Annotated in this window: 19 protein-coding genes, 1 riboswitch and 1 other annotated feature (1 of these 21 cut by a window edge); of the genes, 4 read left to right on the top strand and 15 right to left on the bottom strand. The window is 55.3% G+C overall.

The features are described 5' to 3' along the window. From ABIE48_RS27505 to ABIE48_RS27530, 6 genes are all read right to left on the bottom strand, one after another. A protein-coding gene (locus tag ABIE48_RS27505; RefSeq protein ID WP_145027394.1) for an NCS2 family permease crosses the window boundary here: on the bottom strand, positions 1 to 1,260 show its 5' portion. It extends 111 nt beyond the left edge of the window; 1,260 of the gene's 1,371 nt are visible here — the first part of the coding sequence; it begins with the start codon at positions 1,258 to 1,260; its stop codon lies off the left edge, out of view. Positions 1,261 to 1,416: 156 nt separating this feature from the next. Continuing rightward, positions 1,417 to 1,516: riboswitch (purine riboswitch) on the bottom strand. A gap of 342 nt (positions 1,517 to 1,858) precedes the next feature. After that, entirely contained in the window at positions 1,859 to 3,397 is a 1,539-nt protein-coding gene (guaA, locus tag ABIE48_RS27510; protein WP_192715879.1) for a glutamine-hydrolyzing GMP synthase, read from the bottom strand. 78 nt (positions 3,398 to 3,475) lie between these two features. Further along, a complete protein-coding gene (locus tag ABIE48_RS27515) occupies positions 3,476 to 5,692 on the bottom strand; it encodes a transglutaminase-like domain-containing protein (protein WP_192715880.1) in 2,217 nt (738 codons plus the stop codon). Further along, a complete protein-coding gene (locus ABIE48_RS27520) occupies positions 5,693 to 7,006 on the bottom strand; it encodes a DUF58 domain-containing protein (protein ID WP_192715881.1) in 1,314 nt (437 codons plus the stop codon). After that, the gene (locus ABIE48_RS27525; RefSeq protein WP_354520046.1) at positions 7,003 to 7,986 is read right to left on the bottom strand and encodes an AAA family ATPase; all 984 of its coding nucleotides are present in this window, start codon (positions 7,984 to 7,986) and stop codon (positions 7,003 to 7,005) included. Before ABIE48_RS27525 ends, ABIE48_RS27520 begins: the two co-directional genes overlap by 4 nt. 168 nt (positions 7,987 to 8,154) lie before the next feature. Beyond that, the gene (locus ABIE48_RS27530; RefSeq protein ID WP_192715882.1) at positions 8,155 to 9,492 is read right to left on the bottom strand and encodes a polysaccharide deacetylase family protein; all 1,338 of its coding nucleotides are present in this window, start codon (positions 9,490 to 9,492) and stop codon (positions 8,155 to 8,157) included. A gap of 207 nt (positions 9,493 to 9,699) precedes the next feature. Here ABIE48_RS27530 and ABIE48_RS27535 point away from each other — a divergent pair, with 207 nt between their 5' ends. Next, positions 9,700 to 10,326: a DedA family protein gene (locus ABIE48_RS27535; protein ID WP_145026455.1), complete on the top strand. Its 627-nt coding sequence runs from the start codon at positions 9,700 to 9,702 to the stop codon at positions 10,324 to 10,326. A gap of 152 nt (positions 10,327 to 10,478) precedes the next feature. Here ABIE48_RS27535 and ABIE48_RS27540 read toward each other — a convergent pair whose 3' ends face one another. The 3 genes from ABIE48_RS27540 to bcp form a co-directional block, all read right to left on the bottom strand. Further along, on the bottom strand, positions 10,479 to 11,990 hold the full coding sequence (locus tag ABIE48_RS27540) for a DHA2 family efflux MFS transporter permease subunit (protein ID WP_145026457.1): 1,512 nt from the start codon (positions 11,988 to 11,990) through the stop codon (positions 10,479 to 10,481). Beyond that, the gene (locus tag ABIE48_RS27545; RefSeq protein WP_354520049.1) at positions 11,983 to 12,438 is read right to left on the bottom strand and encodes a MarR family winged helix-turn-helix transcriptional regulator; all 456 of its coding nucleotides are present in this window, start codon (positions 12,436 to 12,438) and stop codon (positions 11,983 to 11,985) included. The genes ABIE48_RS27540 and ABIE48_RS27545 overlap by 8 nt, the downstream gene beginning before the upstream one ends. Positions 12,439 to 12,741: 303 nt before the next feature. After that, the gene (bcp, locus tag ABIE48_RS27550) at positions 12,742 to 13,200 is read right to left on the bottom strand and encodes a thioredoxin-dependent thiol peroxidase (protein ID WP_145026461.1); all 459 of its coding nucleotides are present in this window, start codon (positions 13,198 to 13,200) and stop codon (positions 12,742 to 12,744) included. Positions 13,201 to 13,411: 211 nt separating this feature from the next. On the opposite strand from bcp, the gene ABIE48_RS27555 reads away from it, so the two are divergent. Together ABIE48_RS27555 and ABIE48_RS27560 are read left to right on the top strand one after the other, a co-directional pair. Beyond that, positions 13,412 to 14,488 (top strand): LCP family protein, encoded by a 1,077-nt coding sequence (locus ABIE48_RS27555; RefSeq protein WP_145026463.1) that lies wholly within the window; start codon positions 13,412 to 13,414, stop codon positions 14,486 to 14,488. Between the two features lie 42 nt (positions 14,489 to 14,530). Beyond that, positions 14,531 to 15,841, top strand: coding sequence for a glutamate-1-semialdehyde 2,1-aminomutase (locus ABIE48_RS27560; RefSeq protein ID WP_145026465.1), 1,311 nt, complete (start codon positions 14,531 to 14,533; stop codon positions 15,839 to 15,841). Between the two features lie 143 nt (positions 15,842 to 15,984). Here the strand turns inward: ABIE48_RS27560 and ABIE48_RS27565 are convergent, their stop codons facing one another. The 5 genes from ABIE48_RS27565 to ABIE48_RS27585 all read right to left on the bottom strand — a co-directional run bounded on the left by ABIE48_RS27565 (position 15,985) and on the right by ABIE48_RS27585 (position 22,629). Further along, positions 15,985 to 17,445, bottom strand: a complete 1,461-nt coding sequence (locus ABIE48_RS27565; RefSeq protein ID WP_192715884.1) for an ABC transporter substrate-binding protein — start codon at positions 17,443 to 17,445, stop codon at positions 15,985 to 15,987. 116 nt (positions 17,446 to 17,561) lie between these two features. Next, a complete protein-coding gene (locus tag ABIE48_RS27570; protein WP_145026468.1) occupies positions 17,562 to 18,434 on the bottom strand; it encodes a carbohydrate ABC transporter permease in 873 nt (290 codons plus the stop codon). Then, positions 18,435 to 19,337: a carbohydrate ABC transporter permease gene (locus tag ABIE48_RS27575; protein WP_483312698.1), complete on the bottom strand. Its 903-nt coding sequence runs from the start codon at positions 19,335 to 19,337 to the stop codon at positions 18,435 to 18,437. A gap of 116 nt (positions 19,338 to 19,453) precedes the next feature. Then, positions 19,454 to 20,779 carry a response regulator transcription factor gene (locus ABIE48_RS27580; RefSeq protein WP_192715886.1) on the bottom strand — a complete coding sequence of 442 codons (1,326 nt, stop codon included), beginning with the start codon at positions 20,777 to 20,779 and terminating at the stop codon, positions 19,454 to 19,456. Between the two features lie 41 nt (positions 20,780 to 20,820). Then, complete coding sequence (locus ABIE48_RS27585; RefSeq protein ID WP_192715887.1) at positions 20,821 to 22,629, bottom strand: sensor histidine kinase; 1,809 nt, start codon at positions 22,627 to 22,629, stop codon at positions 20,821 to 20,823. Between the two features lie 477 nt (positions 22,630 to 23,106). Then, positions 23,107 to 23,418 (top strand) — a binding site (T-box leader). Positions 23,419 to 23,736: 318 nt separating this feature from the next. Here ABIE48_RS27585 and trpS point away from each other — a divergent pair. After that, complete coding sequence (trpS, locus tag ABIE48_RS27590; RefSeq protein WP_145026476.1) at positions 23,737 to 24,750, top strand: tryptophan--tRNA ligase; 1,014 nt, start codon at positions 23,737 to 23,739, stop codon at positions 24,748 to 24,750. Between the two features lie 128 nt (positions 24,751 to 24,878). On the opposite strand, the gene ABIE48_RS27595 is transcribed toward trpS, so the two are convergent. Further along, a complete protein-coding gene (locus tag ABIE48_RS27595; protein ID WP_192715888.1) occupies positions 24,879 to 25,745 on the bottom strand; it encodes a LysR family transcriptional regulator in 867 nt (288 codons plus the stop codon). Between the last annotated feature and the right edge of the window lie 19 nt (positions 25,746 to 25,764).

Here is a 25,764-nt window from a genome sequence, read left to right on the forward strand (position 1 = left end):
AATTACATAGGACAAGATCCCTGCCGAAATCCCGTTGGCGATCCCGCCGGAGAACGGCATCAGGACGATGGTCAGGAAAGCCGGGAAAGCTTCAAAGAAGTCGTCCCACTCGATGTTGCGAACCTGGCTCATCATCAGCACCCCGACGATGATCAGTGCCGGCGCGGTAGCTGCCGAAGGAACCACCAGTGCGAGCGGAGCGATGAACAGGGACAGCAGGAACAGAACGCCTGTCGTAATGGCCGTCAAGCCTGTGCGTCCGCCTTCCTCAACGCCTGCCGTGCTTTCCACGAAAGAAGTGATCGTGCTCGTACCCAGAACAGCACCGGCGCTGACGCCGACCGCATCGACGAGCATCGCTTTACCGACGATTTTCTCGCCTTTCTCTTTATCCTTCATGATGCCCATCCGGGTCGTCGTACCCACGAGTGTTCCAAAGGTGTCAAACAACTCCACGAACGTGAAAATAAAGACGATATCGAACAATCCGATGTGCAGCGCGCCCTTCAGATCCAGATCTCCGACAGCCAGGTTGGAGAACGAAGGCAGCCAGTTGGCATGGGACAAACCGCTGAGGTCCGTCACGCCCATTGGAATGCCGATCAGCGTCGTTACGATAATACCGATCAGGAGTGCCCCTCTTACTTTCAGCACCATCAGAATGGCGATAATCAAAAGTCCGATCAAAGCAAGCAGCGCATCTTTATGTGTAAAGAAATCGCTTAGTGCCAGGTTGAAGCTTCCGCCGCCGATTGGCTTGCTGATATCGGTACCGGCGTTCACGGTGATTGAAATCAGGTTGGCGAGCTTAAAGCCGATGATGGAGACGAACAGGCCGATACCAACGGTAATGGCGGTTTTAATGTTTTTCGGAACGGCGACCATCAGCATTTGCCGGACGCGCGTTACCGTCAGAATGATAAAAATAATACCCGAAATAAATACGGCGCCCAAAGCAGCCTGCCAGGTAATTTGACCATTGGATCCAAGCACGACGGTCATAAAATAAGCGTTCAGACCCATACCCGGCGCCAAGGCGATCGGGATATTGACAAACAATCCCATCAGAATGGTAACGAGGCCCGCGCCGACTGCGGTGGCGAAAAACACGCCTTCATGAGGGATACCCGCACCGTCCGGCCCGAGAAACAGATTGTTGACGAACAGGATGTACGCCATCGCCATAAACGTCGTGAGACCGGCGATCATTTCTGTTTTTACATTTGTGCCGCGTTCCTTTAATTTAAAGAACCGTTCCATTTTCAAATAATCCCCCTTAGAAATTTGAGTCAGAACGACAAAAAAGCCCGGCAGACCGCAAAGCGACCACCGGACATTATGAATGAAAGAAAGAGATATCCCGCCAGCATCAGCTTGGACTTACCATGGTCAAGGCAAGCTGCGCTGCGAGTTGGACATCATCTCTTCTAAATTCGTAGCCAGATCATTACGGTGATCTCGTAGAGACTCCCGGGCCAATTCCCGGGATTATACGAAAGAACATATGTCGTTTCTCACATCATTCATTGTATGAAGACAAGCTGCACTTGTCAACAGAAAAAACGAATAATCGAGAGCGTGACATGATTCAATGTTCGGAAATTTACATATTTCTCCCATGGAACGATGGCGCCTTATACAGAACATTTTCTCTAACTAGATAGATTGAACTAAAGTTTTGCATTGAACTTCCTGTTATAACGGCCCACTGCGGCCCTGTAACGTTCATTTCTTTAGTTCATTCTATATAGGGCTTAGCTTTTGGAATCGACCCGGAAATTATGTAGAAAACAAAAAAAGACCCGCACCTGCCTAAGCAGATACGGATCTTGAACCTTGAAAAGGATAACGATTAACCTTACTCCCACTCGATCGTGGCCGGCGGCTTGGAGGTGATATCGTACACGATGCGGTTAACGTTCTCCACCTCGTTGACGATACGCACCGAAATTTTCTCCAATACGTCCCACGGAATGCGGGCCCAGTCGGCGGTCATGCCGTCGATCGAAGTTACTGCGCGGATGCCGACGGTGTACGAATACGTACGTGCGTCACCCATGACGCCCACACTCTTCATGTTCGGCAGAGCCGTGAAGTACTGCCAAATTTCCCGGTCAAGCCCGGCTTTGGCGATTTCTTCGCGCAAAATGTAGTCGGAATCGCGAACGATCGTCAGCTTCTCTTCCGTCACTTCGCCCAGTACGCGGATCGCAAGGCCCGGACCCGGGAAAGGCTGGCGATAAACGATTTCATCAGGCAGGCCGCATTCCTCGCCGACTTTGCGGACTTCGTCCTTGAAGAGCGTTTTGAGCGGCTCGATTAGTTTAAATTTCATATCCTCCGGAAGGCCGCCCACGTTATGGTGCGACTTGATCGTTTGAGCCGTTGCCGTTCCGCTCTCGACGATATCCGTGTACAGCGTTCCTTGGGCGAGGAAGGCAAAATCGTCAAAACGCGCAGACTCTTCCTCAAACACGTAAATGAATTCGTTGCCGATGATTTTCCGTTTTTGCTCGGGATCGTCCACGCCGGCCAGCTTGGACAAGAAACGATCGCGGGCGTCGATTTTGACAACCTTCATATCGAATTTGCCTACAAAGGTATCCATTACGCTCTCGGCTTCGCCCTTGCGCAGCAGGCCGTGGTCGATAAACATACAGGTCAGCTGATCGCCGATCGCCTTGTGGATCAGCATCGCAACGACAGAGGAATCCACGCCGCCGCTCAGCGCGCACAGCACTTTCTGGTCACCGACGGTTTCGCGGATTTCACGAACCTGATCCTCGATAAAGGATTCCATCGTCCAGTTACCCTCACAGCCGCAAACTTCATAAAGGAAGTTGCGGATCATTTCGTTGCCGTTCACGGAGTGGCGTACTTCCGGATGGAACTGCACCGCGTACAGCTTCTTCTCGCCATGGCTCATCGCCGCGATCGGAGCCGACTCCGTACCCGCGTCGAGCTGGAAGCCGGACGGAAGCTCAACGACATGGTCCCCGTGGCTCATCCATACGACCTGACGGTTGTCCAATCCTTGGGTAAGCGTCGTGTCCGGTTTGAACTCAAGCTCTGCTTTTCCGTACTCGCGTTTGTGCGCGCGCTCCACTTTGCCGCCGAGCTGCTGCGCCATCATCTGCATGCCGTAGCAAATGCCGAAGATCGGCAGCCCCAAATCGTACACAGCCGGGTCCACATGGGGTGCGTCTTCCGCATACACGCTCAGCGGTCCGCCGGAGAACACGATACCCTTCGGGTTCAGCTCCCGGATCTTCTCGATCGGCGTGTTAAAAGGCAAGAGCTCGCTGTATACTCCCAGATCGCGGATGCGTCTTGCGATTAATTGATTATATTGTCCCCCGAAATCGAGGACAACGATGATTTCATTTGGCTTATTCATTACCGTGCCTCCCTCAATTAATGAAATCAATTATACGCAACGATAATTCATACCGTCAAGGAAGCCGCAGCACCTAAGTTATGCCAGCCTCCCGGCGATCAAAAGGCATCTTCGCAGGAAAGCGCTCCCTTGACTGCGGCTTACGGGAACCTGACCATAAGCTATCTTTTCCCATTCAGCGGCAAAATCGTACATTTCTTTGCGCATCATTTCATCATCTACCTGAAGGGACTGCACGTATTCCCGAACGGTGGCCCCCGGCGTAGCCGCGCCATAGCGGCGGGTAATGCCCTTCCAGGCCGGAAGCGCCGCCCGGAGCAGCTGCTCCTTGCCCGGAAAGGTCCGCCGCGATAAATACACCAGGCACCACAGCCAGATCAGGCCGCGATACATCCAGGCGCAGCGGACAGCGGCGGCCAGCAGCAGAGCGGTGGCAGCTGCTCCAACCGCGATCCACGCATGCTTCGCTATAAAAGACGCGATCCCGAGCGTGATGTTCTTCAACTGGAGGGCGGCACGAACCCAATCCCAGGTCCCCCCTGGATGGACGTCCTGTGCCTGGACCGTTCCACTGTCGGAAGGCAGCGCAAATCCAGGCGTCGGGTCGAACGGAATCCAGCCGGAGCCGGGGAAATATACCTCGACCCAGGCGTGAGCATCGCCTTCGCTGATTTGATAGCGTCCCGGGTGGCCGCTGTCCTCTTTTCCCGGGGCAAATCCCCTGACATACCTTGTTGGAATTCCCTCGCTTCGCAGCAGTACCGCCATAGCGGTCGAAAAGTGGTTGCAGTATCCTTTCCTTGTCGTAAACAGGAAGTCATCCACAAAGTCCTCACCTTGGGGCGGGACGCGGGTATCCATCGTGTAGGCGTAGTAGGTTTTCAAATAGTCCTCCACCGCGACGACCGCGTCATATCGCGTGAGCGACGCCGACGTAATCCGGTCCGCCAGCTGCTTCACGCGTTCGGGCAGCTTGTCCGGCAGCTGAAGGTATTCGTCCTTCACCCGCGCCGGATCCGCGCCCGTCTCTTCCCGCAGCACCTGAGGATCCACAGCGGGAATGTCCGCCTTGATCCGGTAGCCGTTCACTTCCGGCACGCCCGAAATCAGCGGCACCTTGACCGTTCCCGCATCTTCGTCGGCGATCACGGTCAGGGACACCGATTTCCTGCTCGATTCCAGGTCGAGCACCTCGGCGATGGGGCCGCCGGCAAAGAGAGGGAAGCTCTCGGTCATGGGCCGGCTGAACATGATTTGCTGGGTAACGGTCCGGTACTCGGCCATCGGAGCGGCCGGCTCCTCTGCTTCCGGATCCGAGCCTTCAGGCCGGACCGCGCCCGGAATGAACAGGGTGCGGGAATCGGCCTCCTGGCCGGTCCATTTACGGCCGTCATAGATGCTGAGCGTTTCCCCGCGCCAATATGTAGGGACGGGGCTCTCCGCTTCAAAATAGAGCCGGCCCCCTTGGCTCAGGGGCATTCCCATGTCCTGATCGTCCCCGCTTAGGTTGTAGCCCGTCACGGCTGCGGCTGAGGCGTCCCCGTAATTGTCCCGGATCCAGGATTCCAGCCGGCCGGCCGCCTGCTCCAAGGATAACCTCCCCGGAGGCTTGGCCTCGGCCGCATATCCCAGTCCCCAGCTGCCGCCGAGGACCAGGAGGGACAGCAGGCTGAGCGACACGATCCAGGTGCCGTACACCTTGCCGCCAAACCTCCCCGACGTATCGCTCTCGCGCAGTCCGGACAGATGCAGCATCCCTTGAAGCAGCAGCAGCAAACCGCAGGTACGGATCATATCGGCGTAAATATGGATGCCGAGCAGCGTCTCAAGGCATATCAGGTAGAGCAGGGTGGCCGCGGCGAACAAAAAAATGCTGCGCCGCGACAGGGCGAGCGATTGCACGGAATAAACCAATAAGGACCAGCCGACGATCAAAACCAGCGTCCGGGTCTCTGAGCTGGTCTCAGCAAAGTGCCCGGTGGACAGCAGCAGCAGAATATCATCGCGGCATTGCGATATCCAGGAAATCAGCCAGCTAAACGGCTGGCCCTCTCCGGAAACGTTATACCAAGCGGCGCCGACCAGAACAAAGTATACCGGGAGGGTAAACGTCCACCTCGCCAGCAGGGTTCCCCACAGCAGCAGAAGCGCTGTCAGCCACAACAGCGTCGTCATAAATCCGTCGTCCGTGGAACCTGTCAGCGGCCGGAGCGGAATGAGCCATTCGGCGAATAGCCCCATAAAGGGCAGAGAGATGATGAGTCTGTACAGAAGCGGATCCGTCCGCTGCTCCATTTAAACCGCCCCCTCTCCGGGGAAGTTCGACTCCACGTGACCGACGCGGGATACACGGCCGCCGTGCACGATAAATACGCCGGCCCCCAGACGTGAAAGCAGCGCCGCCCGGCGGAACAGGCCGGGGTCGTGAACCGCCGCAGCGTACGATGCCGAATCGCTGCTGTCGTTTCTTTCCGCAGCGCCTGCGCAATAGATATCAACATATCCCCCGGAGGAGATGATTCCGGATACGGCGCGGAGCAGTTCGTCGGTCAGATAGCCGGTGACGACGGCCGTTCTTTTGCCTTTCAAGTTCCCGGCAGCTTCCTGAAGCTGTGCAGGCAGCGGCATGCCGCCGGCCAACGTCAGTCCCGACAAGGCCGCGAGCATGCCGGTGACCTCTTGCCCGGTCTCCTGCCTTAACGTCGGGCCGGGACCTCCGGCTTCTCCCGGCATATCGGCACGGAGCCCGGAGCCGAGCAGAACCGCCTTCTCGCCGGCACGCCCGGCTTCAACGAGCAGCCCTGCCGCCGTCGATACGGCGGTCTCGAACCCCCGCTGAGCGGCCTCGCCGCTGACGTCGCCTGCCCGGGCGCCGGCCGGCATATAGCCGCTGAAGGAGCGGTCGATCATGACCGCGTAAGAGGACTGCTGTGCTTCCTCCGGCAGGCTCGTATGCAGGCGGCCCCAGCGGGCAAGGTGCTTCCAATGGATACGGTTCGGCGGATCCCCCGGAACGTATTCCCGCACCTCCATCCCCTTCATGCCGTCCGCAAACCGGGGAGGCCGAAGACTGGCCTCTTCGCTGTAAGACAGCGAAGCTGCCGGCCGGCATTCCTGTCCGACGGGCAGCGGCTCCGGCAGCACGATAAACCGGCCTTCTTCCTTTACGACCTTCCTTCCCTGGAACCAGCCGAACAAGCCGCCCCATTCCAGCGCACAGGCTTCAAACCCGTAATGCCCCCGCGGAAGAGCGGGAATCTCATAGCGATACGTTAAAGAGCGCCGAAATCCCGGAAAGAGCACGCGGCGGAAGCTCCCGCCGGTATAATAATCCTCCACAGCCATCCAGGGGAGGGGCAGCGGTGAGCGGAAATGAATCCGCATGGTCACGGGCACGGCCTCTCCCGACGGAATCAGGCTTTGGGGCAAGCATCGTTCCACCCGGATTTGCCGGGGACCGAGCAGCTGAACCAGCATGCCGCCGGCCAGCACCAGGCAGGTCACAAATATCATGAACCATAAGGCCTTGCCTCCGTGCAGCCGGTACATGGCCACCAGACCGCCCAGCACGGCAAGCCCGATCCCCCATTCGAGGAGCCGCCGCATCATAAGCGGCCTCCTTTGCGGGAGTGAACGGGCAGCACCAGCTGCTGCTGCAGCTCCCGGACCAGCTCCTCGCCGCTGGCCCCCGCAAGAAGCGCGGCATGGTTCAGCATCAGCCGGTGGGCGAGGACCGGCACGGCGGTATCCTTGATGTCATCCGGGATGACATAAGAGCGGCCGGCCATGTAGGCCGAGGCCTGGGATGCGTTCATCCAGGCCAGCGTCCCCCGCGGGCTGATGCCGAGCTGGACGTTCGGATGCCGGCGCGAGGCGTCGGCCACCTGGACGAGGGCCAGCTTGATGGACTCGTCTACGAAGACGCCTCGGACGGCGCGCTGCATGTTCGCCATTTCTTCCGCCAGCATGACCGGCTTTATGGCGTCCAGCGGATGCTCCAGCTGCATTCGCGTCAGCAGCTCTACCTCTTGAGCCGGCTCCGGATACCCCAGGCTCAGCCGCATCATGAACCGGTCCATCTGCGCCTCAGGCAGGCGGTAAGTCCCTTCGAAATGCAGCGGGTTTTGCGTCGCCAGCAGCAGGAACGGGCGCGGAAGCGGATAGGTGGTGCCGTCCACGGTCACCTTCCGCTCTTCCATTGCCTCCAGCAGGGCGGATTGAGTCCGGGGCGAAGCCCGGTTGATTTCGTCCGCCAGCACGATATTGGAGAGAACCGGCCCGGGCCGGAACTCGAAGCTGCCGCTGTGCGGATGGTATATCGAAGTGCCCGTTACGTCGCCGGGCATCAAATCGTATGTGAACTGGATCCGGCCGAACGTGCAGCCAAGGCAAGCGGCGATGGCCCGGACCAGCATTGTTTTACCCACTCCCGGAACATCCTCCAGCAGAATGTGGCCGCCGCTAAGCATGGATATTAGGGCAAGGCGTATTTCCTTTTCTTTACCGACGATAACGGATCCGACGCGCGATAAGACGCGGTTCAATAATTCCGGGGCAACATCATCATGAAACACCGATGGAGTCGACAAAGTAACAACCTCCGTTTCCAATCATGGCTTGTTCCCGTCAAAACAGGGAATCTATCAATATTCTCTCCATGTAGAAAAGGAAGTAGACCTGCCGCACCGGCTCATTTTTTAAGAGTGACGAAACCCTCTGCAAAAATCGTAGATTCGCTCCATTGGGCATCCAGACCGTTAAAATACCGTGACCCGACGCTCCTCTTCATTAACCGATGCCGTGATTCCGGCATATCCGGAAGCTTCAAACAAGCTGCGCAGAGGCACCCACAGCGATCCATTGACCGTCAGCACCTGCAGCGTCGCCCTAGAGATCACCTGATTGCCCTCCACCGCCTCCAGCCTGCCCGTGTCCGCATGGATCCGCAGCGAAACCGCGGCGTCCGCCGACAAGGACGCGACCCAGGCCGCCCCGGCCGAATCCCAGGCCGTACTGCCCCCAATCCGCTCGGTCAGCGCGCGCAAAGGCACCATGTAATGTCCGTCAACGATGCTGTACTCGCCGGTATCCAGCGTGGTCTCGAGCCCGCCGACATCCAGACGGAGCGGTTTGCCAGGCTCGAACAATGCGGCGTTCTGCGCGATATGCGACTGAATCCAGGCGGCGCTTGGCACGCTTCGCTTCAGTCCGCGGGCTGTGGCATTCACTTTAAATTGAACCGGCGGGTCTTGCGGTGACAACACACCGAACTGATATCCGCGGGCCTTGTACCAGCTAATAATTTGCGGGAGGGCCTTCATGCTTTCCGAATGGCCGGGACCGTCATGCATAAGAAGAACTACCTTGCCTCCCGGGACGTCCGTCGTGGCACCCTTCACGATCTCCGCAGCCGGGACATTACGCCGCTTGGAATCGCCGCTGTCCACGTTCCAATCCGTCACGACGTACCCTGCCTGCTGCAGCAGTTTAAAATACGTGTCGTCAAAATGCCCGGCCGTCCCCCCGGGCGCCCTGACCAGCTGCGGCCTTTCTCCCGTGATCAACCGTATCTCCTCTTCGGTATCTTTGATTTGGTCCCAGAACGCAGGAAAAGATTGATAGAGTTCGGTATAATTATGGTCATATGTATGATTGCCGATGGCATGACCTTCCTCGTAGATCCGCGAAATGAGCTGCGGATATTTCTTTACCTGCTCACCGAGAACAAAGAAGGTTGCACCAATCTTGTTTTTCTTTAAAATATCCAGCACCTGGCCCGTTAAATCGCTGGGGCCGTCGTCAAAGGTCAGATACACCGTTTTGGGGCTGACCGGAGCGGGTTTCTTCGTCGTATTAGAAGCAAGCAGCCTCGCTTGGCCCACATGGACCGGATCGGTTTGCCGTCCGATGACAGCAGAACTCTTTTCCCTTGCAGCTTCAATGCCCGGAGGCGTCTTGACCGCATTCTGAACCAAGGGCGTCAAAGGCTGAAGCAAAGTTCGCCCTTCCCGGACACTTGCGCAGACTATGATAGCTATCACCGCCAAAACGACTCCGATCGATCCCAGAACAACGCTGAATGTCTTCTTCACCATGTACCTTCTACCTCCACTATTTCTATGAGTTCCGCTTTCTGGTAGATTATATGGTGAGAGAAGTGGAAATAGACTTAAGGAAAGCCGAATCTTTCAAGAGCTTGGCAGTCCGTGCTTCCGGATGGAATCCGGATGGAATCCAGTTGGAGTCCGGTGGAATCCGGTTGTGATCTTTTGGGGGCCCGACCTGAATTGGAGTGAAACCTTTTGGAATTGTTAAAATGGATACATTTGATGTTCGAGCAGTACGGCTACCTCGTGCTGTTTCTCGGACTGGCATTGGAATTTATCGCCCTCCCCTTTCCCGGAGAAACGACGATGGCCTATGCAGGCTTCCTGTCTTACGACGGCATGCTTCATTACGGATGGCTGCTGATCGTCGCGTTTGCCGGAACGACCCTGGGGATGACTATTACATACTTTATCGGCCTCAAGGCAGGCCTTCCTTTTCTCCAGCGCTACGGCAAATGGTTCCTGCTCTCCGAGCATAAACTGGAACGAGCCAGCCGCTGGTTTAACAAATACGGGCAAAGCCTGGTCTTTATCGGATATTTCATCCCCGGCGTCCGCCATTTTACCGGCTACTTCGCCGGCATGATTGCCCTGCCCTTCCGCAAGTTTGCGCTGTTCGCCTACAGCGGAGCGCTGGTTTGGGTCTTGTTGTTTATCAGCATCGGCAAGATATTCGGGCCGCAGTGGAAGTTCGCTTTTCACCTGGTGGAAAAGTACTCCTTCTGGATCGTCGGCGCCGTCATTATCGCTGTTGTCGGGTTTCTTCTCTACCGTTACCGCAAAAAAATGCGCTCGCTGCTGTCCAAACTGCATGTCAGCTGATATGCAGTTTGGACAGTGAACGGCCACGGCAAGGGAGCGATCAGCTCCGTCCAGTGACGTCTTCCCCCGCCCGTTGCCACAAATAAGAAAAGACGCACGCTGCATGAAATGCAGTGCGCGTCTTTTTTTTACATCCTAAAAATATAAGTACATTAACCCTCCGCGTTTGCGGTGCTGACGCTTTGTCCTTGAAGCTCGTTCTTGAGCTCGGTGTGCGGCTTCGTTCTCTTGATGAAGAAAGCAAGAACCAGCGCGGCAACACTCAGCCAAGTGGCAACAATAAAAGCATAGTTAATGCCGTGAACCATCGAATCGGCGGTCAGCTTCGCCAGAGCTGCTTTGTCAGCCGGATTGACCGTACCCCCGGCAAGAACGTCCTTGACATGACTCTTCGTTTTATTCGTCATGACCGTCACCAGAATCGCCGTACCGATCGAGCCCGAAATCGTACGCAGCGTGTTGGACATCGCCGTACCATGAGCGTTCATGTTCCGCGGCAGCTGGTTGAGACCTGCGGTCTGGATCGGCATCATCAGCATCGACATGCCGAACATCCGAATCGTATAAATGACGATCAGATGGGCGTACGATGTTTCAACGGTCAAGCGGCTGAATTCATAGGTCATGATTACCGTGATGATCAAGCCAACAACAGCCAGCCATCTTGCCCCGATCTTATCAAAGACCGCGCCGGTAATTGGCGACATGATCCCCATCAGAATCGCGCCGGGCAGCATCATGAGGCCCGATTCGAGCGGCGTGAAGCCGCGGATGTTCTGCAGGAAGATCGGCATCAGGATCATGCCTGCGTACATCGCCATCGTGATAATGACGTTAATGATCGTCGTCAGCGTAAACATGTTGTATTTGAAAATCCGGAACTCCAGCATCGGAGTCTTGGATACGAGCTGGCGCCAAACAAATAGGATCAGACCTACCGCGCCGACAATCAGCGTAGCGATAACGGTCGCGCTTCCCCATCCGTCGGTACCCGCGTCACTGAAGCCATAGAGCAGGCCGCCGAAGCCGATGGTCGACAGAACCACCGACAGGAAGTCGAATTTCGGCTTGGTAACGCTCGTTACGTTCTTCAAGAAAAATACGCCGATTAATGTGGAGATGATCGCTACCGGCAGGATGATGTAGAACAGAACCCGCCAGGAGTGATGTTCAACGATGTACCCCGATAACGTCGGTCCGATAGCCGGAGCCAGGATCATGGCGATCCCCATCATGCCCATCGCAGAGCCCCGTTTTTCGATCGGGAAAATGTTCAGGAACACGACGGTCATCAGCGGCATCAGAATGCCTGCACCAGCCGCCTGAATGACGCGCCCGGCCATAAGTATCCCAAAATTGGGTGATATCGCGCATATCAGCGTCCCCAGCGAAAACATCGTCATCGCCGAAATAAACAGCTGGCGGGTTGTAAACCGCGCGATCAAAAATGCCGATACTGGAATCAATACGCCGTTAACCAGCATGAAGCCGGTCGTAAGCCATTGGCCTGTCGTCGGCTGAATGCCCAAATCATCCATAATTTTGGGCAGGGCGATATTCATCAAGGTCTGATTCAAAAATGCCACGAATGCGCCGAGGAGCAGTGCGGCAATGATCGGCCCTTTCCGGATATGCTCCATTGACTGAGCTTGACTGCTATTCATAATTACTTTCTCTCTCTCCCTTTTGGCTGAAAATCTGAATAATTTGCTGGTGTGTCGCTAGTAAATGGCTTCTGTCCTCCTGTTTGATCTGTAAAAGAGGCAGCAGGCAGCCCATGCTGACTTGCTCGGTCTGCTGTCTAAGTTCATCTCCCTTCTCAGTTATCCGCAGCGCGATCGACCGCCGGTCCGTCTGGAGCCGTCTGCGTTCAACGAGCCCGGCCTTGACGAGCCGATTGACAACCCCGCTGGTGGCGCTGTTCCCCATAAGAATTAAATCTGCCAGCTCGGAGAGTCCGATGTCCGGATGCTCGTGGAGCGTGTGCAGGACAAGATATTGAATCCAGGTGGTCTCAAGAGCATCGGCATGCTTCCAGAAGATTTGGTAAAACGTGAGATTGACCTGGCGAAAAGAGTACAACAGTTCGAGAATTTCTTCTTGAGGACCCAAAATCATTCTTCACCCTGTTTCTATTTCCGTCTCTTAATATTTCGCATACGAATTATTTTAAAACCAACATGTTTACGTGTCAATAAAAACATAAGAATAAATTTACATATATTTTTGCAATTCATTTTCAAAATATCCCCGAAATTTACCGGAATCGCTTTCATTAGAAGAGCGGTACCCGGAGCGGCTGCAGAGCAAAACTGGGCCCCCGAACCATTCCGGGCAGCCCAGCTCCTATTCAATGCTTTACTTCCTATAGATATGATCCTGCGTTTTAATATTTGTACGGCGAGCTACATAAAATTAAAGAACTGACACGACGTCGCCGGCATGGCCTGCCACCCGGAGCTTCCGCCATTCCTTGATGAGCCTTCCCTCTTCATCGATCAGGAACGTCGAACGGACGACGCCCCAGAACTCGCGCCCGTACATTTTCTTCAGCTGCCATACGCCGTACAATTCGCTTACATGATGGTCCTTGTCGGACAGCAAAGGAAACGGCAGGCTATATTTCTCGGCAAACTTGCCATGGGATTTAAGCTCGTCCGGGCTAATCCCAAGCACGACCGCGCCCTTCGCTTCAATCTGAGGAAGTGCGTCGCGGAAATCGCAGGCTTCCTGCGTGCACGCGGGCGTATTGTCCTTCGGGTAAAAATACAGCACCACCTTGCGTCCCCTAAAGCTGCTGAGGGTGATCTCCTCCCCTGTAGAAGCTGGAAGGGTAAAATCGGGAACGATGTCTCCAACTGCAAATTGTGTCATATGTATCACTTTCTCCTTTCAGAGGCCAAGCACTGCATCTATATAAATTGAACACTTTCGTTCATTTTATCTTGGTGAAATGCTTTCCAGAATGTAAAATTGATTGTATTGTCAAAAAAAATTATAATAAATGAATCCTTACTCTACAAATGTCTGAACATGTCGAAGACAAGCACTCTCCTTCAACAGGATAGCGAAAGGAAGAAAAGGAATGACTCCAAGGAAAAAAACAATATTATGGATTATAGCCATTATCGTATTAGCCATCATCGGTTATGCGGTCTATTATTTCGCATCAATTTATAATGGCTTGCAGGGATTGCAGAAGTCCGCCGAAAACTCTCCTTTTAAATCGGTTACCCCCGTCGAAGTCAAAGTTCCCGATCCTCCCAAATGGGAAGGCACTGAACCGGTCAACATCCTGCTGATGGGCGTGGACGCCCGCGGCATCAAGGAAGGTGAAGTTCCCAGGTCTGACAGCATGATGGTCGCCTCCCTGGATCCCGTCAAGAAGCGCATCAATGTCTTTTCGATCCTCCGCGATACGTACACCGACATTCCCGAACACGGCCAAGACCGCATCAATACAGCGATTACCCATGGACCGAATACGGCAATGAAGGCGGTCGGCGATCTGCTTGGCATTCCTATCCAGTATTATGTCTATACGGACTTTCAAGGATTCATCAAGCTGGTGGACGCCGTCGGCGGCGTGGATTTTTACGTGGAGAAGGATATGTATTATCCGAGCAACGCGGACAACCATGAATACGATATCGACCTGAAAAAGGGCCAGCAGCATCTCGACGGCACAACAGCTCTGCAGTACGTCCGTTTCCGTCATGACGCAACATCGGACTTCACGCGGACGGAGCGGCAGCGGGCCTTCCTGAAGGCGGTCGCCCAAAAAATGCAGTCCACGACGTCCATCATGAAGCTGCCGAACATTTTGGAGCAGGTCAGCCCATATATAGATACGAACCTGTCCGTTAATGATATGTGGAAGCTGGCTACGGTCGGTTACCAAAGCCAAATGGCCGGCAGCGAGCAAATTCCGCCGATGAAGCTGCTGAAAGAGGAAAAGGTCGGCGGCGCTTCCGTCCTGACCGTGTCCAGTGAAAGCAAGCTGAAGCAGTATATTCAGGATATTATGAACAAGCCGGAGACGGTGCCGGTATCCAGCGAAGGCAAAACAGGCGCCCCAACCAATACCAACACGAACACCAATACCAATTCAACAACCTCCGGGGAGACCGGGGAGAACGGCAGTACGGGCAGCAGCAACTAGGCTGCCCGCCTGCTTTTTATTTGAGAAAGGAAGTTATCCGTCATGAATCGAACACGTTCCGAACAATTATATCAGGAAGCACTGCAGCACATCGTAGGCGGCGTCAACAGCCCCTCCCGCTCGTTTAAGGCGGTTGGCGGCGGGGCGCCCGTCTTTATGAAACGGGCGAACGGAGCCTACTTCTGGGATGAGGACGACAACCGTTATATCGACTACCTCGCCGCTTACGGCCCGATCATTACCGGGCACGCCCACCCGCATATCACGGAAGCCATTACGCGTGCCGCTCAGAACGGCACCTTGTACGGAACGCCGACGCAGCTTGAAATCCAGCTCGCCCGGATGCTGAAGGAAGCGATCCCGTCGATGGACAAGGTCCGCTTCGTCAACTCCGGCACCGAGGCCGTCATGACGACGATCCGCGTCGCGCGTGCCTACACGAAGCGCAACAAGATCATCAAGTTCGCCGGATGCTATCACGGCCATTCGGACCTCGTGCTCGTGGCGGCCGGCTCGGGCCCTTCCACGCTCGGCATTCCGGACAGCGCCGGCATCCCGACGAGCATTGCGCACGAGGTCATTACCGTGCCTTATAATGACCTCGACGCCCTTCAGGCGGCGCTGGCCAAATGGGGCGACGACGTGGCGGCCGTCATGGTCGAGCCGATCGTGGGCAACTTCGGCATGGTTATGCCGATGGAGGGCTTCCTGGAGGGCCTCTGCCGCATGGCTCGTGACAACGGCTCCCTCGTCATCTATGACGAGGTGATCACCGCCTTCCGCTTCCACTACGGCAGCACGCAGACCTTTGCGGGCCTGCAGAACCATGACGCGATCCGGCCGGATCTGACCGCCCTCGGCAAAATCATCGGCGGCGGGCTGCCGATCGGAGCCTACGGCGGCTCCAAGGAAGTGATGGAGCAGGTCGCGCCGCTCGGCCCGGCCTACCAGGCCGGCACGATGGCGGGCAACCCGGCCTCCATCTCGGCGGGCATCGCCTGCCTTGAAGTGCTTCAAGGCGAGGGCGTCTATGAAGAGATGGATCGTCTCGCTGCGAAGCTCGCGGACGGGCTGCAGGCATCGGCCGGCCGGTACGGCGTACCGCTGACGATCAACCGCATCCGCGGGTCGCTGTCCACGCATTTCTGCGACCATCCGGTGACCAACTACGACGAAGCGCAGGATACGGACGGCGAAGCCTTCGCCGCCTTCTTCCGCGCCATGCTCAACCGTAATATCAATCTCGCGCCGTCCAAATACGAGGCCTGGTTCCTGACCACGGCCCATACCGAAGCGGACATCGACGCGACGCTGGAAGCGGCAGAAGCCTCCTTCAAGGAGATCAGCAAGTAAGAGAGAATCCAGGGATGGCTGGAATCCACCCCGATTATAACGAAAGACCCCGCCTGCGGCTGTTATGCCGCGGGCAGGGTCTTTTTGTATTTATGATAGTACCACTAAGCTAACATCTGGCTACAATCCCAGCGTCCGATGCTTTACTGCTGAGGCTTGATCTCATCGAAAAACTTGGTTTGCACCAGTTTGGCCGCGTCGTCCAGCTGCTTCTTGGAGTCCGTGTCTTTCTTCGAGAACAGCTCCTGTACGACGTTGGACATCGCACCATAGTAATCCTGGGTGCCGTACTGGGCTTCAGGCTTGCCGTCCAGCAATCCAAACAGGTTCGGATCGTATTTGTACACGTTGTCGTACTTGTCGTAAATCGCGGCCACCTTTTTACCGTACTCCGAATCATCCTTGAAGTAGTTCAGCGGCGCCGGCACGAAATATTTATTGTTGGACTTACGCTCCTGAATGTTGCCTTCGAGCGCTTCCAGCCCTTTATCCGTAAAGTAGTCGAACGTGATGTAGCGGAACGCCATTTCCTGCTCATCCTTGGTGGCGTTCGGATTAATGACGAGATAGTTGCCGCCGAGAATACCGTAATGCTTGCCGCCTTTCTCAGCCGCCGGCATCGGATAGGCCAGCACGTTCTCCGGCTTCAGCCCGCCCTGGTTGAGCGCGGCGTCAATGACGTCATACGCGCCTGCGATGACCATCGCCGTCCGTCCCTGCTGGAACGCGTTCAGGGCATCGCTCCAGCCGAGAGCCCAATCCTTCGGAATGGCGTTGGCTTCCCATCTCAGCTTTTTATAGAAATCGAGCGCCTTCACACCGGCATCCGAATTAAACACCGCCGTATACTTCCCGTTCTCCACCTTCTGAATTTCCCCGCCCGCTTCGAACAGGAAGTTCGTCCAGTTCCATCCGGCTTCATTGCCTTTCCCCATCGGCGCAATGCCGGAGATGCCCTTCTTCACATCAGCCGCGCCTTTGGCCGTGTTGTACATATCGTCCCACGTCCAGTCCAAGGGCGGTACCGGAACCTGCTTGGCGTCAAGCAGCGCTTTGTTGATCATGGTCGACGTGATATACCCGTTCTGGGTAACGCCGTAGACCTTGCCGTCCACCATGAACTGGTTTTGCAGCAGCGGATTCATTTCGTCCTTGTATTCCCACTTGTTGTACAGGTCCGAAATGTCCGCGACCCAGCCGCGTTCCACCAGCATCTGCGCTTCGGTCGCAAACGTGTTATAGAATGTCGGGGCTTCGTTCGAGGCCATTTTGATGCCGATTTCGTTGACGCTGTACTGCCAGTCGTCCTTCACGATAGTCACGTTCGGATACTTCTCGGTGAACCGTTTGATCTTGTCGTCTTCCTGCGCCCGCAGATCTTTTTGGTCCGGAAGCGGATAGTGGATTTTGATCGTGATTTTCTTCTGGGTAATATCGTCCTCCGATTTCCCCGCATCCGTCGTCGCCGTCGTTCCCCCGGATCCGGATCCATCGGACCCGCTGCCCTGATTGTCGCCGCCGGCCGTTTTGCTGCCGCCGCTGCAAGCCGCAAGCACCGAGGCCGACAGCAGGAGGCACATCAGCACCATGGAAAACTTACGCATTGAAACTCCCCTTTTCGTCAAATGGTATGGTTTACCCTCTCATCATAAAAGAGGATGGTTCATCAATCGATGTGTAATCGTATGCCCTTCATGTGCATGCCTACGATGTTGGCCGGTCATCCTTTGACCGCCGACAAACTGACGCTCCGCATAATGAACCTCTGGAACACGAGGAATACGAAGATCGGCGGGATCATGACCATGAACAAAATCGTGAATTTGATGTTGTTGTCCATGCTCCGTGCGTTGATGACGTATTTGTAGATCGCCGTGGCCAGCGTATACTTCTCCTCACTGTGCATCACGAGCGACGGCCAGAACCAGTCGTTCCATGCCGTGGAAAAGATAAAGATGGCCAGCGTGGCGAAGATCGGCACGGACAAAGGAACGGCAATCCGGACGTAGCTTGTGAGCTCAGACGCTCCGTCGATGCGGGCCGCTTCGAAGATCTCCGGATGAATGCCGTCGAAGAAATTTTTCATCAGCAGAAAATAGTAGGCGCTGGCTCCGGCCGGCAGCCAGAACGCCCAGTACGTATTGAGCAGGCCCAGCTCCTTCAAATTAACGAAGTTCGGAATGATATAGCTCGACGCCGGGATAAACAAGGTCATCAGGATGAAAAAGTAAATTCCCCTGCGGAACGGCACATTCAGCTTCGAGATGCTGAACGAGGCCAGGCCAAGCACCAGCACGGTCATCAGCAGATTGCCGACGAAGATCAAGATCGTGTTCTTCAAAAACATCGGCAGGTTGATATAGTCCCAGCCTTCCGAGAAATTGTCCCAATTCCACGTTTCCGGAAAGAAATGCGGCGGAAACGAGTTCACTTCCTGGTTCGTCTTCAGACCGTTAAACATCGTCATCAGAATCGGGTACAGCATCGTGACGACCATCACCGCGATGCCAAGCACCATGATGCCGTACACCACTTTGTTCAGCGGCTTCCTCAAATCGGAAGAAGAAAGGATTCCTCTGTCATGCTGGCTCATCTAGTAATCCTCCTTGTTCATCTTGAATTGAAGCAGTCCGAGCAGGCTGAGTACGATAAACATCAGCATGCCCAGTGCCGTCGCCGAACCGTAATCCAGCTGGTTGAACGCGTACTTCACGATAAGCAGCGCATAAGTCAGCGTCGTGTTGTTCGGTCCCCCGTCCAGCAGCGCGAGCTGGGATTGGTAGGCTTGGGACGTCCCGATGATTTGCAGGATAAACATCAGCACGATCAGATTCCGAATAGACGGGATCGTAATGTAGCGGATCCGGTTCCATACGCCGGCCCCGTCTATCTCGGCGGCTTCATACCAGTCTCTCGGAATGCTGAGCACGCCGGCCAAATAGATCAGCATCGCGGATCCGAACTGCTGCCACGTCTCCATGAACACGATCGAGATCATGGACCATCGCCCGTCGGAGATAAAGGACACCGGTTCCACACCGAAGCCGCTGAGCAGCCCATTGATCGGACCGATCGGGTCATACATCCACCGCCACATGCCGTACAGGACCACGCCCGGCACGACAAACGGCAGGTAAGCGGCAATCCGGGCAAAGCCCTGAAAAAACCGCAGCTCCGAAATCGCAATCGATGCCACGATCGGCACCCAGAAGCCGATAATGACCGTTAAAAACATGTAGTACAGCGTATTTTTAACGGCTGTCCACACATCAGGGTCGTGCAGCACCCTGGCGTAATTATCGAAACCGACAAAGGTGTTGCCTTTGACGAAATCAATCGTAAAGAAGCTGTACACCGCTCCTTTGATAATCGGCACCCACAAAAACAAAATGAAAATGACAATGGCCGGCAGGATGAACAGGTATCCCCAAAGATGCTTTTTCCACCTGCTCGTTCGTCTGCCCGCCGGCTCGCTCTTCACTTCCGGCTTTAACATAGCTGTAGCGGGTTCCCCCATCTGTCTCCCTCTTTCCTCTAACGTTTCTTAAGGATCATTGTAGAAAAACGGGCTGCCCGCGCACATGTCTAGTTCTATGGAAATGATGGCTGTTCTTACTTCTTCATCTCGCTCGGGCTCATGCCGAAATACTTTTTGAATATTTTGCTGAAATGCTCCGGCGACTCGTACCCCACCCGCTCGGCGATTTCATAGCGGCGCAGGTCCGTGTTCTGAAGCAGGTGGCGGCTCTCCTCCATCCGCAGCTTGATGACGTACTCCCACAGGTTATGCCCGGTAATTTTCTTAAACAGGTAGCTCAAATAGTTCGGACTGACATGATTCTTCTTCGCCACCTCATGAATGGTCAGCCCCTTCTGGCTGTAGTTCTCTTCGATATAGCGCCTCGTGCTCTCCACAATCCGGTTGCTCTGCGTCGACAGCTCTTCTGCAGACGGATCTTCAGCGTAGTTATGCCAATTGAAGTCCCCGTAATAAAAAACGTGGTAGTCCGGGTAGTGCCGGCTCCACAGCATCGCTTTATCGGCCTGGCGGCCGAGTAAGGAAAGAAAAGGAATGCCCTTCAGGATCTGGCTGATGGCGACTGTACATTCCAGCTTCAAATATTTGCGGATATGATGGCACACGCTGCGGCCGGCCATTTCGAGCTGGCTGAGCTTGTTCTCGCCGGTTTCGGCATTCGCCGCCTCGCTCCACTGGATAATCGCATGGATGTCGTCATCCGGCGAGTAAAACAGAAGTGCATCCCATTCCTGATCTAGCAGCTCCTTCACAATATTGAGCGAGGCATACCGGAGAAGCCGCCGATCCCTGTCGGTATAGGGCGCGCTGCCGGAGGAAAGGTCCAGCCTCATTTTCATGACGGCAAAATATGGACCCTTCAGCCCGAGCTCGCCATATTCACCGCCCGTCTCAAGATCCCCCGATTCGTGGCCCGCTTCTTCCGACAGCAGCCGGTTCAGAAGCTCGTTCTTGCGGGGCCCGGGCTCCTCCATGCGAAAATCCTCTTGCGTCGCGGTCAAAAGCTCATTCACCTGCGGTATCCGTTTATCCATCTTGAGCAGCACGCTGCCGACGGAGTCCAGAAACTGCTCGCTGTTCAGCGGCTTCAGCAAATAGTCCTTTGCTCCGAGCCGGATCGCGCTTTGCGCGTACTGGAACGTTTCATGCGCTGAAATAATAATCGTCTGCACCCACGGCTTGATGATTTTCGCCTGGTGCATCAGCTCGATTCCGTTCATCTCCCCCATCTGAATGTCGGTGACGAGCAGGTCGACCTCCTCCATCCGGACGATATCGAGCGCCTCATGGCCGCTGCCCGCCGTGTAGACTTGACCGATGTCGAGGCCCGATGCGCTCAACAGCCCGGCTAATCCCTTGCAGATGAGCGGCTCGTCGTCGACGACCAAAATATTGAACATGGATGCTCCCCCTTGTATGTAGCTTGTTTATACCTTGTTTGTCATGAACCGCCTGCCGTTTCGGCGGGAAGCGTAATCGTGACCAGCGTGCCCGCGCCCGGGCGGACGCTGTAGACAAGGCCGTACTCCTTGCCATAGTGAAGCTGTATCCGCTGATGGATATTCCGGACCCCGTAACCGGCTGCAGGATCGTCTGCTTCACTGCTTAAGTTCCGGTTGATGGCTTCGATGTCCACCGGTTTGTAGCCATTATCGGAGATGCGGATGCGCAGGATGCCCCCGGACGCCTCTGCTTCGATGCGGATTTCGCCGTCCTCCCCCATATTTTTAATGCCGTGAATGATTCCGTTTTCGATCAAAGGCTGCATCGTAATTTTCGGAATGCTGAACGGGTGCAGCGATTCAGGGACGTCGATGTCCACCTGGAACACATAATCGTATCGGTTCTGCTGCAGCTTGATATAGGCGGTCGCATGCTCCAGCTCCTCTCCGAGTGTAATCAGCTCCCTCCCGCGGCTCAGGCTGATTTTCATCAGCTTGGACAGGTCCTTGATCATCTCGGCCGACACGTGGTTGCCTTCCATCTTGCTTTTCCAGTAGATGCTCTCCAGCGTGTTGTACAGCAAATGCGGGTTGATCTGCTGGTACAACAGCGACAGCTGCGCTTCCTTTTGCTTTAAATCCATGTCGTATTTGTAATGAATCAGATCGTTCAGGCGCCGGGCCATTTCGTAAATGGTGGAGATCAGCACGCTGACCTCATCGTTACGCTTCCGGTGCGGCGTTTCGGGCACGGCATTCCCCGGCTCATAACGCCGGACGAAGGTGACCAGCTTCTGCAGCGGGGTCATCAAGGACCGCCAGAAATATAAAATGATGATCAGACCGGCGGCGAAATACGCGACCGAGATGATCTGGATGACATGCTTCATTTCGTCCTGCTGCTGCAGGAGCGCTTTGACCGGCACTTTGTACACCAGCTTCTGCTGGAGCACGTAGTTATAATCCACGACATAGATAAAATCCTTCGTAATGACGTCCTTGACGCCCATAGGTGAATTCCCCGGCTCCACTTCGGGAGGAAGGCTGAGCACGCCCTCGGCATCCGGCTGGGTGGAGGTCAGAATGTGATTGTTCCAATCGGTAAAATACAGCTCGCCTTCCGGCAGCGACACGGTCTTCAGCGATTCGCCGATCCGCGCGTCCACGTTCGTTACCATCAGCACGCCGATCGTACCGCCCTGATCAATGTTGTTGATCGCGCGGACATAGCCGAGCGTCTTCTGGTCATACTGCCCCTTCGCCGGCGGGGATAAATGATCGGTTAGCCGCAAATAGCCGTTCCCTTTACGGGCTACCGCTTCGTCAAACCATTCCGGCTTCTCGGCCTCGTTCGAAAAGAAATAGACCCCGGACTTTTTGGACTCCGGATAATAAGGGGCAAAAAAGTAATGGTTGCCGGGATCGTACACGTACAGCGAATAGTACAGCGGCTGCCGCTCATCGCTCTCCTGCGAGTATGAGCTCAGCATGCGCTCCAGCTTCTCGTAGGTTTTCACCCGCTGCAGCACCGTGTCCTTCCCCGTCGTATCCAGCTGCTGGACCACCGAATTCTGAAACACCGTCGCCGTCACCTTGTTAACGGTTTCAATATCGCGGCTGATCAGTTTGAAGTTTTGCTTGTTCAGCTCTATATAAGCATTGGTTACATGGCGTTTTAAAATCTGGCCCGCCCTGTTGTTGCCGTACCCGTTCAGAATAAACACGGGAATGACGAGAACCAGAAACAGCAGGATCATCTGCTGCCTGACGTTCATTCTCGCCAGCGGATTGCGGATCCCCCGCTTCATCAGTCATAACACCTCCGGCTTTCCTTCAATATACCAACAATAAAAATGGGGAAGTATGTGCGTTTCTACGACAATCATTCGCGATTGTAAGATATGCTCCGGCAGACAGGCCCATGGGCGATTAGTCCTAGTGTAATTTATTTTCGGCGGGTTGCCAGTAAAATTTTACGGCAGCGTTATTGGCGGGCCGCGGCGGTGGAATAGCGGTGGAATAGCGACGGGATGACAACGGTATAGCAGCGGAATAGCAGCGGAATAGCGGCGGAATAGCAAAAGGTTAACAACGGAATCGTGACCAAATAGCACCGGGATTGCAATGGGATAGCAATTGGATTGCAACGGAATAACAAAAGGTTAACAACGGAGTCGTGACCGAATAGCGCCGGGATTGCAATAGGACTGCAACGGGATTGGAGTGAAATAACGGCAAACGCCTCTTTCTTTCCTTGAAAAAATGAGCTACAATAGTCCAAATCCATTTTCACGATGATGAAGAAGAGTACGCGCGAATTGCGGCCTCACAGAGAGCCGGCGGGTGGTGCAAGCCGGTGGCGGCGCGCGCGGAAGTGGGCTTCGGAGTGCCCCGTCTGAACAGGAACGCTTCCCCAAAGAAGCGGACACTAGGATGGGCGGCAGGTCCCCACCGTTAACCGGGGCAGGGTATCGAGGAAGGCATACGCAATTTTCTTTTCGTTTAGCGCCGGAATCCGTACCTGTTGAGCAGGGCTGCATCCCTAGAGGATGGCGGCCAATCAAGGTGGCACCGCGGGCTAGAGCCCCGTCCTTGGATAGATCTCCGTCTGGAAATTTTTCAGCATGGAGATCCCAAGGGCGGGGCTTTTTTGGCGTTGATATGCGCATGGGGACTGGAGACTTGTCTTGAAGCTTGACCTAAGGAAGGCATGAGCTTAAGACCCACTCCCATGCTTGGTATCGGCGTCTATCGTCGGTCCTTCTGCCCGATCAACTAAAGCAAAACTGTATGACTGAAGGAGGTGATGGCCATGGATGACGGCTGGTGGTGGCGCCCCGGGAAGACCGGGTTACTAGACATGATCGCAAATGAATTTCAGTATACAAAACAACTTCAATTCAGGAGGAATAACCATGACAATTTCAACAAACTCACAACCCAAGGACATTGTCCTCACCGGAGACCGGACGACCGGCAAGCTGCATCTCGGCCATTACGTCGGCAGCCTGAAGAACCGGGTGCAGCTTCAGCAGCAGTACGAAACCTATATCATGCTGGCGGATGTGCAGGCGCTGACCACCCATTTTCATACGCCGGAAATGCTGGCGGGAAGCGTGCGCCAGGTGGCGCTGGACTATTTGTCTGTAGGCATTGACCCTGATCGTGCGACGTTGTTCGTGCAGTCGATGATCCCCGAGATTGCCGAGCTGACGGTGTTTTATTCGATGTTCGTGTCGGTCAGCTCGCTGCGCCACAACCCGACGATCAAGAGCGAAGCGGCCGAGCGCGGATACGAGGATCTGTACTACGGTTTTCTCGGCTACCCGGTCAGCCAGGCGGCGGACATCACCTTCTGCAAAGCCACCCTGGTTCCCGCCGGCGATGACCAGATCCCCCATATCGAGCAGACGCGCAAAATCGTCCGGCGCTTTAACGAGCTGTACGCCCCCGTCCTGGTGGAACCGCAAATCATCGTGGGTGAGCGGCTGGATGGGCTCGACGGTTCAAGCAAAATGAGCAAAAGCCTCGGCAACGCCATCTCCCTCGATTCCACCACGGATGAGGTCCGCAGCCGGATTCGCAAGGCCCCAACCGATCCGGCGCGCGTGCACAAAACCGATCCCGGCCATCCGGAGGTCTGCACGATTTACGGGTATCACCGGATTTTTCGCCCGGAGGACAGCGGCAATATTCATGACATGTGCACCCGGGGCACGCTCGGCTGCGCCGCCTGCAAAGCTAAAATCACCGGTGCAATCGAAGAGGTGCTGGAGCCGATCCGCGAACGCCGCGCCCGGTATGAACAGCGTCCCGGTGAAATCGACGACATCCTAATGGCAGGTACCACCAAAGCCCGCGAGGCCGCGCGCCAAACGATGGGCGAGGTGCGGGAGGCTATGGGGATCAACTATTTTGACAGGAGATAAAATAGCAATAAAAATGGGCTGCCCGAAACCCTCCGGTTAGCCCATAGTAGAATATCCGTCCAAGGTGATACGGCAGAAGCCCGTTCCTTGGACGGTTTTTTTGTTTTGTAATAACGAAGCGGCACGCTTTAAAAGCTCTGGACCAGGAAGTCCCGAAATTCGCGCGCAGCTTGGGATAAATAGCGCTCCTTTTGCCATGCGATTTGGTAAGTACGCCGGCAGACCGGTTCCTCGATCCGCAGCACATGAAACGAAAACCCGATCCGATCTACCAGCGTCTCAGGGATAAAGGCGATGCCTACCCCCGCCCGGATAAAATGGCCAACGGCCGAATGCTCATCCACCTCGCACACAATATCCGGCTCAAACCCGGCCTGCCTGCAAAACTGATCCGTCATTTTCCGAAATGGATTGCTGCTCTGGATGCAAATAAAAGCCTCCCCCGCCGCCTCGCTTAACCGGATGCTTCTGCGGCCCGCAAACCGGTGTGACGAAGGCACCGCCAGCAAAATTTCTTCCGTCAAAAAGGAAATTCCCTCGATGCCCGGCTGCTCGATCGGTGGGAACGTGATGCACAGATCCAGCTCCCCGCTCAACAGCTTATCCCGCTTCTCCTGCTCTCCTGCCTGGGAAATTTGCAGCCGGATTTCCGGATGAATCCCCAGAAAATCTCCGATCCGGTCAGAGAAGCATTTATGCGTGGTCGTCGCCAGATTCACCCTGCCCTTCTCCGCTCCCGCCAAATCTTCGAGTTCCCTTTTTCCGTCTTCCAGGGCGTTCAGCGCGGTCTCCACCCTGCGCAGATAGGCCCGGCCAAAGGCGTTCAGCCGGATCTGCCGCCCCTTCCGGTCAAACAGCGTTACGCCCAGGTCCTCTTCCAGCCGTGAAATCGTCTTGCTGAGGGCAGGCTGGGCAATGCGCAGTTCCTCTGCCGCACGGGTCATGTGCTCAAGTTCGGCAACTTTGCGAAAATATTGAAGCTGCAGCAGCTCCATCGAAATCCCTCCTTATATA

The organism is Paenibacillus sp. OAE614 (assembly GCF_040546645.1).
Taxonomy (GTDB): Bacteria; Bacillota; Bacilli; order Paenibacillales; family Paenibacillaceae; genus Paenibacillus_AQ; species Paenibacillus_AQ favisporus.

Coding starts and splice junctions, on each gene's coding strand:
- ABIE48_RS27585 (WP_192715887.1), bottom strand. CDS start 22,629: ATGAAGCGGGGGATCCGCAATCCGCTGGCGAGAATGAACGTCAGGCAG.
- ABIE48_RS27580 (WP_192715886.1), bottom strand. CDS start 20,779: ATGTTCAATATTTTGGTCGTCGACGACGAGCCGCTCATCTGCAAGGGA.
- ABIE48_RS27530 (WP_192715882.1), bottom strand. CDS start 9,492: ATGGTGAAGAAGACATTCAGCGTTGTTCTGGGATCGATCGGAGTCGTT.
- ABIE48_RS27565 (WP_192715884.1), bottom strand. CDS start 17,445: ATGCGTAAGTTTTCCATGGTGCTGATGTGCCTCCTGCTGTCGGCCTCG.
- ABIE48_RS27570 (WP_145026468.1), bottom strand. CDS start 18,434: ATGAGCCAGCATGACAGAGGAATCCTTTCTTCTTCCGATTTGAGGAAG.
- trpS (WP_145026476.1), top strand. CDS start 23,737: ATGACAATTTCAACAAACTCACAACCCAAGGACATTGTCCTCACCGGA.
- ABIE48_RS27515 (WP_192715880.1), bottom strand. CDS start 5,692: ATGGAGCAGCGGACGGATCCGCTTCTGTACAGACTCATCATCTCTCTG.
- ABIE48_RS27595 (WP_192715888.1), bottom strand. CDS start 25,745: ATGGAGCTGCTGCAGCTTCAATATTTTCGCAAAGTTGCCGAACTTGAG.
- bcp (WP_145026461.1), bottom strand. CDS start 13,200: ATGACACAATTTGCAGTTGGAGACATCGTTCCCGATTTTACCCTTCCA.
- guaA (WP_192715879.1), bottom strand. CDS start 3,397: ATGAATAAGCCAAATGAAATCATCGTTGTCCTCGATTTCGGGGGACAA.
- ABIE48_RS27575 (WP_483312698.1), bottom strand. CDS start 19,337: ATGTTAAAGCCGGAAGTGAAGAGCGAGCCGGCGGGCAGACGAACGAGC.
- ABIE48_RS27520 (WP_192715881.1), bottom strand. CDS start 7,006: ATGATGCGGCGGCTCCTCGAATGGGGGATCGGGCTTGCCGTGCTGGGC.
- ABIE48_RS27560 (WP_145026465.1), top strand. CDS start 14,531: ATGAATCGAACACGTTCCGAACAATTATATCAGGAAGCACTGCAGCAC.
- ABIE48_RS27540 (WP_145026457.1), bottom strand. CDS start 11,990: ATGAATAGCAGTCAAGCTCAGTCAATGGAGCATATCCGGAAAGGGCCG.
- ABIE48_RS27555 (WP_145026463.1), top strand. CDS start 13,412: ATGACTCCAAGGAAAAAAACAATATTATGGATTATAGCCATTATCGTA.